General features: G+C 68.2%; 13 protein-coding genes. 7 read left to right on the top strand and 6 right to left on the bottom strand.

The window, feature by feature from the left end; genetic code table 11:
• The first annotated feature begins 487 nt into the window (after positions 1-487).
• On the top strand, positions 488-1,825 hold the full coding sequence (locus ACP5M5_RS13685; protein ID WP_427938249.1) for a site-specific integrase: 1,338 nt from the start codon (positions 488-490) through the stop codon (positions 1,823-1,825).
• 206 nt (positions 1,826-2,031) lie between these two features.
• Entirely contained in the window at positions 2,032-2,709 is a 678-nt protein-coding gene (locus ACP5M5_RS13680) for a hypothetical protein (RefSeq protein ID WP_427938246.1), read from the top strand.
• 824 nt (positions 2,710-3,533) lie between these two features.
• On the opposite strand, the gene ACP5M5_RS13675 is transcribed toward ACP5M5_RS13680, so the two are convergent.
• Entirely contained in the window at positions 3,534-4,136 is a 603-nt protein-coding gene (locus ACP5M5_RS13675) for a hypothetical protein (protein ID WP_427938245.1), read from the bottom strand.
• 79 nt (positions 4,137-4,215) lie between these two features.
• On the opposite strand from ACP5M5_RS13675, the gene ACP5M5_RS13670 reads away from it, so the two are divergent.
• The 5 genes from ACP5M5_RS13670 to ACP5M5_RS13650 all read left to right on the top strand — a co-directional run bounded on the left by ACP5M5_RS13670 (position 4,216) and on the right by ACP5M5_RS13650 (position 9,071).
• On the top strand, positions 4,216-4,641 hold the full coding sequence (locus tag ACP5M5_RS13670; RefSeq protein WP_427938243.1) for a hypothetical protein: 426 nt from the start codon (positions 4,216-4,218) through the stop codon (positions 4,639-4,641).
• Positions 4,638-5,132: a hypothetical protein gene (locus ACP5M5_RS13665; protein ID WP_427938241.1), complete on the top strand. Its 495-nt coding sequence runs from the start codon at positions 4,638-4,640 to the stop codon at positions 5,130-5,132. The genes ACP5M5_RS13670 and ACP5M5_RS13665 overlap by 4 nt, the downstream gene beginning before the upstream one ends.
• A 380-nt stretch (positions 5,133-5,512) precedes the next feature.
• Positions 5,513-6,145, top strand: a complete 633-nt coding sequence (locus ACP5M5_RS13660) for a hypothetical protein (RefSeq protein WP_427938240.1) — start codon at positions 5,513-5,515, stop codon at positions 6,143-6,145.
• Positions 6,146-6,150: 5 nt separating this feature from the next.
• Positions 6,151-7,176, top strand: coding sequence for a DUF7146 domain-containing protein (locus ACP5M5_RS13655; RefSeq protein ID WP_427938238.1), 1,026 nt, complete (start codon positions 6,151-6,153; stop codon positions 7,174-7,176).
• Positions 7,173-9,071: a DUF927 domain-containing protein gene (locus tag ACP5M5_RS13650; protein ID WP_427938236.1), complete on the top strand. Its 1,899-nt coding sequence runs from the start codon at positions 7,173-7,175 to the stop codon at positions 9,069-9,071. The genes ACP5M5_RS13655 and ACP5M5_RS13650 overlap by 4 nt, the downstream gene beginning before the upstream one ends.
• 90 nt (positions 9,072-9,161) lie before the next feature.
• On the opposite strand, the gene ACP5M5_RS13645 is transcribed toward ACP5M5_RS13650, so the two are convergent.
• The 5 genes from ACP5M5_RS13645 to ACP5M5_RS13625 all read right to left on the bottom strand — a co-directional run bounded on the left by ACP5M5_RS13645 (position 9,162) and on the right by ACP5M5_RS13625 (position 11,480).
• Positions 9,162-9,494, bottom strand: coding sequence for a type II toxin-antitoxin system PemK/MazF family toxin (locus ACP5M5_RS13645; RefSeq protein ID WP_427938235.1), 333 nt, complete (start codon positions 9,492-9,494; stop codon positions 9,162-9,164).
• Positions 9,481-9,720, bottom strand: a complete 240-nt coding sequence (locus ACP5M5_RS13640) for an antitoxin MazE family protein (RefSeq protein WP_427938233.1) — start codon at positions 9,718-9,720, stop codon at positions 9,481-9,483. The genes ACP5M5_RS13645 and ACP5M5_RS13640 overlap by 14 nt, the downstream gene beginning before the upstream one ends.
• Positions 9,721-9,904: 184 nt before the next feature.
• Positions 9,905-10,459: a recombinase family protein gene (locus ACP5M5_RS13635; protein ID WP_427938231.1), complete on the bottom strand. Its 555-nt coding sequence runs from the start codon at positions 10,457-10,459 to the stop codon at positions 9,905-9,907.
• Positions 10,453-10,884, bottom strand: coding sequence for a hypothetical protein (locus ACP5M5_RS13630; RefSeq protein WP_427938229.1), 432 nt, complete (start codon positions 10,882-10,884; stop codon positions 10,453-10,455). The genes ACP5M5_RS13635 and ACP5M5_RS13630 overlap by 7 nt, the downstream gene beginning before the upstream one ends.
• A 266-nt stretch (positions 10,885-11,150) precedes the next feature.
• Positions 11,151-11,480, bottom strand: coding sequence for a choice-of-anchor tandem repeat GloVer-containing protein (locus ACP5M5_RS13625; RefSeq protein ID WP_427938252.1), 330 nt, complete (start codon positions 11,478-11,480; stop codon positions 11,151-11,153).
• Positions 11,481-11,514: the final 34 nt, after the last annotated feature.

Below are 11,514 nucleotides of genomic sequence, written 5' to 3'. Positions count from 1 at the left end.
TGATTTTATGGCGCGCCCGAAGAGATTCGAACTCCTAACCCCCAGATCCGTAGTCGGGAAGGTCTAGGAGACGCCGGGGGACGGGAGCGGACCGCAGTTGCCAGAAGCCTTCGACGCCAATGGGGTGGAAGTGCCGCGCGCGGACTCCAAACGCCACCAGATGCCGCTAATCTCCTCGCCGGTTGGTCCGCCGTTGGTCCGCGGCGACCATCTGATGGCCGAAACTCGGGTGAAGTCTGGCGCGCGCCGAAGGCGGATGCGCGCGTGAACGCGGGAAAGGTATAATATACACTATGTGTGTATTACAACATTACACATATATTTATCCCATTGATCCATCACATTTTTATGCCCTTTTTGTGGGCATTTCGAAACGGATCACATCGAATAACATCGCGTTACACGCGTTACACAAGCAATTCCAAATACTTACGGCATGCCCAAGGGGAGATTTGGCGCCCGAACGGCTCGAAATGTGGCAGCGACCATGACCAAAGCGGGCCAAATCCGGCTGACCGATACCGCCGTGAAGGCACTCAAATGCCCGCCGGGCAAGCGTGATTGCCTGGTTTTCGACGACCGGATCCCGGGTTTCGGGGTGCGCGTGATGGCTTCGGGCGTGAAAACCTTCCTGCTGCAATACCAGCTCGGCGGCCGCGGCGGCCGGCGCGAGCGCTATGCGATCGGGCGGCATATGGAGACGCGGATCGTGGACGGGGCGCCCGTGGTGGTCACGGCGGCTTGGGCCCGCGCCGAAGCCGAGCGCGCCCGCGGCCTCGTCCGCGACGGCCGGAGCCCGAACACCGCCCGCGCCAGCGCGCCGAAACAACGCCTCTACACCTTCGGCCGCCTGGTGGATGACTGGCGCGCCGAGGCCCTGACGCGCGCCAGCCTGCGCTATCGGGACGAGGCGCCGGCGTCGATCCGGCGCTTTTTCGCCGAGCTGCTCCCGCGCGCGGCTTCCTCCCTGGTGCGCGCGCAGGTCCGCGAGATCGTGCAGGCGCATGCGCCTGGCGCCCCGATCGGCACGCGCCGCGCGGTGAGCGCCGCCCGCGCCGCGTTCAATTGGGCGCTCAACGAGCGTGACCTCAAAGCGGCCGGCAATCCCTTCGAGCGCGTCAATCGCGGGACGGAAGAGAGCCGCCAGCGCGTCTTGACGGATGCCGAGCTTGGCGAAGCCTGGCGCGCGGCGCTGGCGCTGGCGCCTCCCTTCGGGCCGTTCGTGCAATTGCTGATCCTCACCTTGCAGCGCCGAAGCGAGCTCGCCGGCATGCGCTGGGACGAGCTGGCGCCGGATTTCTCGGTCTGGACCCTCCCCGCGGCGCGGGCGAAGAACAGCGAGGCGCATCTCGTCCATCTGGTCGAGGCGGCGCGCGAGGTGCTGCGCCGGCTGCCGCGTGGCGCCGGAAGCCCGCTTGTCTTCCCGGCGACGCGGAGCCGCCTCGGCGCCCGCGCGGCGGGCGGCAGCGCGGCGCGCCCGATCTCCGGCTTTTCGGATGCGAAGGAGCGGCTGCTCGCGCAAATCCGGGCCGAGCGGGCGCAGCGGCGCGGCTTGCCGCTGGCCGAGACGCCGGCGCCCGATTGGCGCTTTCACGATCTCCGCCGCACCGGGGTGACGATGATGGCGCGCCTCGGGATCAGCCCTACCGTCGCCGACCGCATCCTCAACCACGTCGAACAGCGCAAGGCGACGACGATCGCCGAGGTTTATCAGCGCCACCAGTTTTTGCCCGAACGCGAGGCGGCGATGGAAATCTGGGCCGCGCATGTCCTCCGCGTCGCCGCAGCCACCGCGCCCGAGACCGAGGCGCCTCGCCGAGGCTGAGGGCGTTTTCGGGATTGCGTGCGCGTGGCGCGGGCGGTTCGCGCCGCTTTTCCCGGGCGCCAAGCGCGCGGCGCGGGGCGTGTCAAGTTTTTTTGTTGACAAGCGGCGCGAAGAGACCCAGCCTCGCCGCGCTCGCCAGACAGCGAGCGGCCGAGCGTGGTGCGGAAACACCAGCGCCCGGCCTAACCCGGACAGGAGAGAGTTCCATGTCGCAGGCTGTTGACGCCCTTAGCACGCCCCCCGCGTGCGTGCCATCTCCCGATCTTTTCGCTTTCCCGGACGCCGCGTTGTTTGATCTCCGCGTGCGTTGGGAGCGTCTTCGCGCTGATCGCGGAGGCCTTCCCGCTGGCGCGGACGCGGCGCCGCTTGCCGCCGAAGAGGCGACGGTGATCGCGCAAATCCTCGCCGCGCCGGCGCACACGCTCGCCGGCCTTGGGGCGAAGATCGAGGCCGCCGCCATCGCCCCAACCACCGCCACGGCCGGCAAGCGGATATGCCAGGTGGTGGAGGAAAGCGCGCCGGTGCTCGAGCGGGTTTTTGCCGCCGCCCCTGGGCTCCCCACGCTGAAGCCGATGATCGCGGTCATGGCGCGGATTCTGGCGGAGACGGTGAACCCTGAGGCCTCGGCGCAAGGCGACGGCGTCGGCGAAGGCGCCGCGCCGGCTGCTGGCCTCGCCGCGGCGAACGACGGCGAGCCGATCGAGTTCGAGATTCTCTATCGCGCGCTGTGCGGCTGGGTCGCGGTGCTCGCTGCCCTGCAACTCTCGCTGGAAAACAATGTCCTGCCGCCGGCGGCGCTGAGCCCGGTTCTCACTGAAATGGTGGAATGGCGGGGGCGGCTCGGCGCGACGCTTTCGGCGGAAGAACGCGGCGCGAATTTCTGACCATGGGCGCGGTTTCGCGCGAGAGGCCCGGCGCCGTCGGCGCGGCGGGCGCTCTCGCGGCGCTCTTCTTCGCGCGGCCGGCACGCGCCGCGCCCTCGGCTGACGCCGGCGGGAGACGAGGCGCGCCGGGCAACGCGGCATTGTGCGAGATCGAGCGCAATGGCAGTCTCTTTCCCCGCTCAGAGGGCGCGTCCCGATTCGGGCGCGGAGATGCCTACCGGGGTGGCAAGGTTTGGCCGCCGCAAGCCGGGACCTCACGCCCGGCCGCCACCCCGGCCTTCTCCCCGTGGGGTTGTGTGCGTGAGGGCACGGTGGAATTCGAAGAACTTGCCGATTTCGCGGACGCGGGGGCGCACGGCGTTCCGTTCGCCCGCGCGTTCACAGACCTCGCCCTCGCTGAGCCTGAGGCATGGCGCGAATGGGTGTGCGCGCGCGTGAAAGCCCAGCGCGCGGACCGACCCCGTGCCGAGTGGGAGCGGGCGCGGGAGCGCGCGGAGGAGAGATATCTCGCCGCGCGCTACCGCCGGACCACCCCCTTTGAGGGGGCAGAACCCTTCCACCCCGCATGGTCAAGCCCATTGCCGCCGGGTCACGGGCCGAACCCTTTTTTACCGGCGTGGGAAGCGGCGCAAACTGACGTGGCGGCGTGCGAGCAACGGGCGCGGGCAAGCGTGCGCGAGCGGCTCAAAAACCGGCGCCTGCGCGTGTTCGGGCGACCCGGCACGATCGAAGCGCCGTGGCGTTGGATCGCGCCGCATGTCGCGGCACACCTTAAGTCGGCGGGGGGGAATCTTGGGCTTGGCGCCGTCGAAGGCGGCGGAGCGTTATATTTCCAAGCGACCGTTTTCGATCCCGAGGGCGTGCCGCCGGATCAGGCAGCGATTGCTTACGCTGAGCAGGCCGCGGATCCTTTCAAGATTCAAAGGCTCGTGGCGCGAATGCCAGGCGCCCGCGAGGTGATGCTGCCGCCGAGCCCTTTGGAGCTTGTTCTCCGCGCGATCGAGCGCCGTTGCCTCCGCGATAACGGCCGCGACGGCGCCGAGGAAGCCGCGCTGACGGCGCTGCGCGTGGCGCTGCGCGAGCGGCTGCGGCGCGGCACCCTGCTCGCCTTTCGCGACGGGGCTTCCGCCCCCCTCCCCGCCGAAGACTTCGCGCCCGGCGGCTGCCTCGGCGACGTTGACCGCTGGGACGCCGAGCCTGGTATTCTCGTGCGCCCGCCCGAGCCCCCTTCGCGCACCGCACTCGTCGCCGGTGCTGAGCCGTCCTCGGGGGCCGTCCAGAAAACAGGCGGCCGGCTCCCGAAGTGGAACTGGCAGCCCTTCGAGGAGCATTTCGTAAATCTTCGCCAGGAACGCCCGGAATATAATGAGTCGCAGGTCCATGCCGAGATGCAAAAATTTGCGCGCGACCATATGAAAGACGAGCATAACAATTCGCCAGACAAAAAAACAGTTTGGGCGCGATTCAAAAAGCTTCGACGCAAGGAATGCGGAGCGTAGCGGGGCGATGCCTGCGCGTCTCCGAATTCTCGTAATTCGTTTAAAGAATTACGAGACTGGCAATCGTCCTGTTCCCCGCGTCAATCTCCTGTCGGCGCAATCCCGCGCTCAGGAGATTCCCGGAATGAACTCTTCCACTCTTCGACGCCCGGCTACGGAGGCTCACCGTCCAACGCCCGAGGCGCATGACCCGAATTTTGCGCGTTCCCTCGCCGAGCGGATCGCCCTCTTCGGCGACGAGGCGATCCTTTCGAGCCCTGAATTTGCCGCCATGCGCGGCGTCTCGGACCGTATCAATCACCGCGAGCGGCTGGCCGGCACCGGCTGCCCCTATATTTTATTGTCTGCGAGACGTGTCGGGTATCGTTACGGCGATTGCAAAGCCTTTCTCCGCGGCCGCCGCGTCGGCGTTGTCGAGGAGCATGCGGCATGAGCGCGCTGCCCGCCTATCACCACCCTGGCGACGGCGACCCGAGCTTGCTCGGGGAACTCTGCAGCGATTGCGGGCATTTCGCGCCGGGCCTCGTCGATTGGCTCGGCGACGACCGCCTCTCGCGCCCGAATCTCCTCTACAGCAACGGGGCGGCCCCTGGCATCCCGGCGATCATCGCGGCGCTTGGGCCCGCGTTGGGGGCAGTCGCGCCGGCTTATTCCGAGCTCTGGCGCCGGCTCGATGCGCATTGGCGCCGCCCTGGCGCGCGGCGCGGAAAGGTTTGGGCGCCTGTCCCCGCCGTCGTCGACGCGCTGCGCACCCTGCGAGCCCTGCTCGTGTCCCTTCATCGGGAAATTCTCCTCGCGATCGACGACGCCATCGCGGAGGCCGAGACCGCCGAGCGTGCCTGCGCGGTGTTGGATGAGGGCCTCGCGGGCTTGGACAGCAACGGAGACCTCGTGCCGGCTCCGAAAGCCGAAGACCCGGCATGAGGGAAGAGGGCCAATGCCTTGCCGCCCGCTCCCCGCCTGCCGTCGCTGCCCGATCTCCGCTCGCCGCCCTGGCGCGGCCCCGGCTTCGGACCCTTTTTCCTTATCACCGCCAAGGAACCTCCAAAATGTCTTTTACGCCAGTATCTGACACCGTCCGGCACGGCAACCCGGCGCCGGCTGCGAAGGCCCCCCTCTCCCCGACGGCGCCCGCGAAGGTCGCTGCCCCTCCGCCGGCGGCCGGTGATGGCGCCCGGGCCCAATCACAAAATCGAGGGGCGCGAATGGCGCTCGCCGACGAAGAACGACTGAGAGAATCGCGGCTGCCCGACGAGCTCGCGGCGGAGCTGCGCGGCCTGCGGCGAGCCAAATTCGGATCGGAGATGCGCGAGGCGATTCCCGTCGCCGCCGCGCGGCTCCCGGTCTTGCGCGAACGCGTCGATCGCCTGGAGGCCGAACGCCTCTCTTGCCTGCGCAGCGGCGCCGCCCGCGCGATTCCGGCGATCGACGAAAAACTCGGCCTCTGGCGTGCGTTTCTTGAAGCTTACTCGCTTTTGATTGCTGATTTCGAGGCCGCGATCCCCGCGCGCGAGCGGGAGGAGGAAGAAAAGCGCGCCGGTTTCCGCGAGCGTGCGGCGCGGGCGGTGGCCAAGCGCCAGGCAGCCGCCGAGCGCATTCTCGCTCGTCGGGAAATGCTCGCCGCGCTCGCCGATGACGTCAGAAGTTACGATCGGGAAACGATGGAACTCTTTGCCCTTCAGAAACAAATGGCGCGCGACGGCTTTGCGCTTGAGGCGCTTGGCGTCGACATGTCGCTCCCTCTAAAGCCGAGCGCGCCCGCGCAGAGTCCTTATTGGGAGCAAGGGCTCGCGGTTGGCGCCGGCGCTGCCCTGCAGACGCCCGGCTTCGTCAGCGGCGATATCGCGCGCGGTCTGCGCATTCCCGGCATTGCGGCGCGCGGCGAAGCGGAGCCGGAGTGGATTTATCGCCCTGGTCCCGGACCTATCGCGACCTGATAACTATGGCGACGCGCGCACCTTCGGCCGGGGAGATTTCCGGCCTGCTCGCCGGCCGCATGCCGGAACTCGTCGCCGATCTTCTTCCGGGCGCGCGGCGCGAAGGGCGCCTCGCGCGGATCGGAAGCCCCGACGGCGAGCCCGGGCAATCCTGCGCGATACACCTTGTTGGCGCGCGGGCGGGCCGTTGGCATGATTTCGCCTCCGGCCAAGACGGCGACGCGCTCGATCTTATTCGCGCCGTGCGCCGATGCGACACGCGCGAGGCGATCGCATGGGCGCATGGCTGGCTCGGCACCGGCGCCGATATCCGGCCCCCGCGAGAGCCCGCGGCGCCGCGCCGGGTGCCCCCCTCCGACGACGCCGAGGCGCGGCGCCGGCTTGCGCTGAAACTCTGGCTCGCGGCGCGCGGCTCGCTCGCTGGCACCCCGGCGGAGGCCTATCTTGCGGCGCGCGGCATCGACCTCGCGGACCTGGCGCGGGCGCCGCGCGCGTTGCGTTTTCACCCCGGCCTCTGGTGCCCGGAGGCGGGCGCGCGTCTTCCGGCGCTCGTCGCCGCCGTCATTCGCGGGGGCGAATTCTGCGGAATTCATCGCACCTATCTTCAGGAAACGCGGCCCGGCGTGTGGACAAAGGCGCGGCTCGCGAGCCCGAAACGAAGCCTCGGCTCGCTCGCCGGGGGCGTCGTTCCGCTTCAGCGCGGCGCCTCCGGCAAGCCACTGCGCGCGGCGCCGGACGGCGATGCGGCGGTGATCGGCGAGGGGCTCGAAACCTGCCTGAGCATTGCCATCGCCTGCCCTGAACTCCGTGTTCTCTGCGCGGTAAGCCTCGGGAATCTGTGCGCGGTGGCGCTCCCCGCGGCGATCACGCGCATCATCATCGCGGCGGATAATGACGTTGCGCCGGGCGCGCAAAAACTGCTGCGCTGCGCGGCACAGACCTTCATCGAACAAGGCCGCGAGGTGCGTATCGCGCGCTCGCCCGTCGGCAAAGATTTCAACGACTGCTTGCAAGAAAGCAAAAGTCCATGAGCGAAGACGCGATCAGCATCACCGAAGCGAGGAAACGCCGCAGCGCAAAAGCCGGGGTGCGGCACGCGATGGAAGCGGCGCCCGTCGCCGACCCCGCGGCGGCCGCCGACGCAGAGGCGCGCAGCGCCGCGCGCTTCACGATGACCGCGGACGGCCTCTATAAAAATGTGCCCGGAAAGTTTCCTGAAAGAATCTGCGACCATTTCGACGTTCTGGGAGAGACCACGGAGCCGGCGAGCAAAGCTTGGGGTCTCCTCACCGCTTTTCGTGACCGCGACATGCGCGAGGTGCAATACGTTGCCGGCCGCGACGCATTCACTGGCGAAAGCCTCGAGCTCACCCGCGCATTGGCGCGGCTCGGCTTTAGCATTCGCCCCGGCCGCGCGGCGGCGAACGCGCTGGCGGAGTATCTTTTCTCGATCCAATCGGTGAAGCGTGCTTTTATCGTTGCGCAAAGCGGCTGGCACCTTATCGATAACGCCCGGCTATTCGTGCTGCCGGACTTCGTCGCCGGCGAGGGGGAAAGGCGCGTGGTCCATCAGTCGCGTTTGAGCGGCGTCTCGCCCTTCGCCACGGCCGGCACGCTCGAAGCTTGGCGCGACCATGTCGCGGCGCTCGCCGTCGGTAATTCTCGCCTCACCTTGTCGATTTCGTGCGCCTTTGCCGGACTTCTGCTCGACCTGGTTGGCGAAGATGGCGGCATCGTCCATCTCCGCGGTCACGCAAAAAGCGGTAAAACCACATGTCTCCGCGCTGCCGCCTCGGTGTGGGGATATCCCGGCGCCGGGCGCCGCACGAGCTTCATGCGCACCTGGCGCGCGACCTCGGTCGGTCTCGAGGAAATCGCCGCCATGCACTCCGACACGTTTTTGCCGCTCGACGAGCTCGGCGCGGCTGACGGGCGAGACGTCGGCGACGTGGTCTATTTTCTCTCCTCCGGCCAGGGTCGCGCGCGCGGCAGCCGCGGCGGCGGCTTGCGCGAGACGCTTTATTTCCGCGTCATGTCCCTGTCGTCAGGGGAAATCGGCCTTGCCGACAAAATGGAGGAGGCGGCCAAGGGCACCCGCGCCGGCCAGGAAATTCGCCTGCTCGATCTCGACGCGGTCGCCGACCGGGAAATTGGCGCGTTCGAGACCCTGCACGGGGCGCCCTCACTCGCGGCTTTTGCCGCCGCTCTCGTCCGCGGCGCCGTGGAAAACCACGGGCAAGCCGGGCCGGCGTTCGCAGCCTATTTGATCGAGCGGCTCCGCGACGATCCCGCCTATGGTCCGGGCTTGGCGGACGACGCAAGCGCGCTTGCCGCGACCTGGCTGGGAGACGTCCCGAACGTGGGGGCGCAGGTCGCGACCGCGGCGCGCCGCTTCGCATTGGTTGCCATTGCCGGGAGCCTGGCAACGGAGGCCGCCCTCACCGGCTGGGGCGCGCGGGCGGCGCAAGAGGCCGCGCATAAATGCTTTCTCGCATGGCTCGACGGGCGCGGGTTTGCCGGCAGCCGCGAGGACGAAGACGCGATTTCGCGTCTCCGCGCCTTCTGCCAGACACACGGCAAAGCGCGCTTCGAGGAATGGTCCGAGCCGCGCGGCGCGCAAGCGGAATTCGAGGCGCCGGAGGACCTGCGCGGAGACAAGGTGCAGGTCCATCATCGCGCCGGCTGGCGGCGCTGGATGCGCAACGACGATGGCGGCGCATCCTGGCGCTACTACCTCACCGCGCCGGGCATGCGCGAGGCGCTGGAAGGCCTCGACTATCGACGCTCGCTTCAGGTGTTGGCCGAGCGCGGCCTCATTGGCATCGACAAAGATCGCAAACCTGGCGGGACCGTGCGCGTGCCGGGGTATGACCCGCAACGCCTCTATATGGTTCTCCCGAAGCTTTTCTCGGATGCCCCCGAGTGATCGGCTTGCAGGGAGAGCGTGCTCTTCTTCCGCGCCCCGCTTCGCACCATAGCGCGCCGGCGAGATTGCCCCAGCGCGCTCCGGCATCGCTCACCCGAAGCCAAGCAGCACCGCGAGGCTCTGGCCGAGCGCGACCATCTCCGGCCCCGACAATCGACCCAGTATCGCGCGCGCGCGGTCGCGGCGAACGCTGGTGATTTTCTCGACCATCACCCAGCTCGGCGCCGCCAATCGCAGCGTTGGGCTTGGCTGAACCGCGACGCGCAGCAGAGGCGCATCACGCGCCTCTGTCGTCAGAGGGCAAACGACGAGCGAATGGGTGCCATCGAACACATCGGATTGAACGATGACCGCTGGCCGAGGCTTGCCGCCGTAGTCACCCCCGGCGCGATCGGCGATTAGAACGACGTCACCGCGGTGCATCAAGCGCCTTGGGTTCGTCCTCGTCGAAAACCGCGACTTCCTCGAGGAAATCCATCACCTCGGCAAACTCGCTGTCACTATCCACCAAACGCGATTGCCGGCTTGCTTCCGCGGCGAAGCCGGGCGCCCGCGTGTCTGGCACCCAGATTTGAATCGGCCGCAAGCCACGGGCACGCAACTGCGCCCGATACGCCGCAACGCGTGACCCGACACCCGATTGCGCCATGGAATGACCCTCCGCTTTGTTACATGTAACAGGCGGGTGCGCGTTTCTCAAGAGCCGATCGGGTTTCAGACCACAATGCCGGAGGCCAATCTCCGCGAACCGACAGGCAAGCCGCCTGATGCCGGGATTCTCGGAAAATCTTGCTTTGGCGTTGTCTATCTGACGACCGACGCGATGGCCTCGATCACGTCGAAGAGGCGGGCAGCCAGCGATAAAGCGTCGGCAAGGACACGCCGAGGTTTTTTGCGACTTCCCGCGGCCGCACGCCAGACCCGAGCAGCGTGCGCGCGGCGTCCATCTTGCTCGGCGTCATCTTGCGCTTGCGGCCGCCAACGCGGCCGGCGGCGCGCGCCGTCGCGAGCCCGGCGCGGGTGCGCTCGACGATCATCTCGCGTTCCATCTCGGCGAGGCTCGCCATGACATGAAAGAAGAACCGGCCCGCCGCGGTGCTGGTGTCGATCGCCTCGGTCAGGCTGCGGAAATGCACGCCCCGATCACGTAACTGAAGCGTCACCCTGACGAGCTGCGAGACGCTGCGGCCGAGGCGGTCGAGCTTCCAGACCACCAGCGTGTCGCCGGCGCGCAGAAGGTCCAAGGCGCTGGCAAGACCGGGGCGATCCTCGCGGGTGCCGCTGGCCTTATCTTCGACGACCCGCTCGCACCCGGCTTGCGCCAGCGCCGCGCGTTGGAGATCGAGATTTTGATCCTGCGTCGAAACCCGCGCATAGCCGATTAGCATGCGCGCTCCGACGGATCGCTTTCTAGCTCGCCGAACGCCGCCAGATAGGCTTTCACCGCTCGCGCGGCGGCTCGGTTTGGGCACACGGAAAAGCCGCGCCGGGCGAGCAGCCGAGTGAGATCGAAGGGAGACCGGCGCAAGACGCGGTGCGGCACCACCAGGCGGACCTCGTCGCGGTTTCGGTCAAGGAACCGGACCAGCATCCCCGAGGCGCGCGCCTCGGGGTCGTAAGCGTTGCCGAGCACGTCGATGCGGCCGCAAACCAGCTCGGGAAACCCACCAGGGCGAAGGCGCAGCAGCCCGTCGCCGGTCAGCCGGTAGCGCTCCCCGGTGGTTGCCTCGGCCGCCGCCACGGCTGCCTGAAGAGCGCTCTGAGCGCGCCGCGCGCTGCGGGCCTCCGCAAGATCGATCGTCGTCGCCGCCATCCCTGCCGCCCTCCGCGCGGTTTATCGAAACCCGTGAGAGGGTAAGGATTTGAGAAATCTATTTCAAGAAAGGATTTCGAGAACCGCGACGCCGCGATCTTCGGTCACACCCTCACCCCGCTCGCCATCCTCTCGAAAACGGCCGTTTACGAGAGGGTGGCAAAGCCGGCGCAGTGGCGTCCTTAGCGGCTCACCCCCCGCTGATGCCCCTGCGCTCGGCGACAACGCACTCGGCGCGGAAAAAAAACACCGCCGCAGGTAATTCGCTACCCGCGCGCCCGACGGCGCGCGAGCCCGAGCCCGGCAAGCCCGGCGCCGAGGAGGGCGATCGAAGCCGGCTCGGGCACGTTCGCGGCGGGCGGGAGGGTCAAGGAAAACACCGTGCCGTCATCGGCGCTCCCGCCGCCCGCGGTGGTGCCGTAGAGCGTGCCGCCGACATCGATGAGGCCGCCGAAGGAAGCGGCGCCGTTGCTGCCGGTGAAGTTCACAAGCGTCGCGAGCGCCCCGGTCGTTGGGTTGAGCGAAAACACCGTGCCGTCCCCGCCGCTGCCGCCACCGAGAGTGGTGCCGTAGAGCGTGCTGCCGACCTCGCGCAGCGCGCGCTTCGCCTCCGGCCTCTCGGTCTATGAT

Origin of the sequence: Acidibrevibacterium sp. (genome assembly GCF_049965395.1) — a bacterium.
GTDB classification, from domain to species: Bacteria; Pseudomonadota; Alphaproteobacteria; order Acetobacterales; family Acetobacteraceae; genus Acidibrevibacterium; species Acidibrevibacterium fodinaquatile.
The sequence above is the reverse complement of the archived record's forward strand: the minus strand, read 5'-3'. Positions and strand labels throughout refer to the sequence as shown.

Coding starts and splice junctions, on each gene's coding strand:
- ACP5M5_RS13685 (WP_427938249.1), top strand. CDS start 488: ATGACCAAAGCGGGCCAAATCCGGCTGACCGATACCGCCGTGAAGGCA.
- ACP5M5_RS13680 (WP_427938246.1), top strand. CDS start 2,032: ATGTCGCAGGCTGTTGACGCCCTTAGCACGCCCCCCGCGTGCGTGCCA.
- ACP5M5_RS13675 (WP_427938245.1), bottom strand. CDS start 4,136: ATGCTCGTCTTTCATATGGTCGCGCGCAAATTTTTGCATCTCGGCATG.
- ACP5M5_RS13670 (WP_427938243.1), top strand. CDS start 4,216: ATGCCTGCGCGTCTCCGAATTCTCGTAATTCGTTTAAAGAATTACGAG.
- ACP5M5_RS13665 (WP_427938241.1), top strand. CDS start 4,638: ATGAGCGCGCTGCCCGCCTATCACCACCCTGGCGACGGCGACCCGAGC.
- ACP5M5_RS13660 (WP_427938240.1), top strand. CDS start 5,513: ATGCGCGAGGCGATTCCCGTCGCCGCCGCGCGGCTCCCGGTCTTGCGC.
- ACP5M5_RS13655 (WP_427938238.1), top strand. CDS start 6,151: ATGGCGACGCGCGCACCTTCGGCCGGGGAGATTTCCGGCCTGCTCGCC.
- ACP5M5_RS13650 (WP_427938236.1), top strand. CDS start 7,173: ATGAGCGAAGACGCGATCAGCATCACCGAAGCGAGGAAACGCCGCAGC.
- ACP5M5_RS13645 (WP_427938235.1), bottom strand. CDS start 9,494: ATGCACCGCGGTGACGTCGTTCTAATCGCCGATCGCGCCGGGGGTGAC.
- ACP5M5_RS13640 (WP_427938233.1), bottom strand. CDS start 9,720: ATGGCGCAATCGGGTGTCGGGTCACGCGTTGCGGCGTATCGGGCGCAG.
- ACP5M5_RS13635 (WP_427938231.1), bottom strand. CDS start 10,459: ATGCTAATCGGCTATGCGCGGGTTTCGACGCAGGATCAAAATCTCGAT.
- ACP5M5_RS13630 (WP_427938229.1), bottom strand. CDS start 10,884: ATGGCGGCGACGACGATCGATCTTGCGGAGGCCCGCAGCGCGCGGCGC.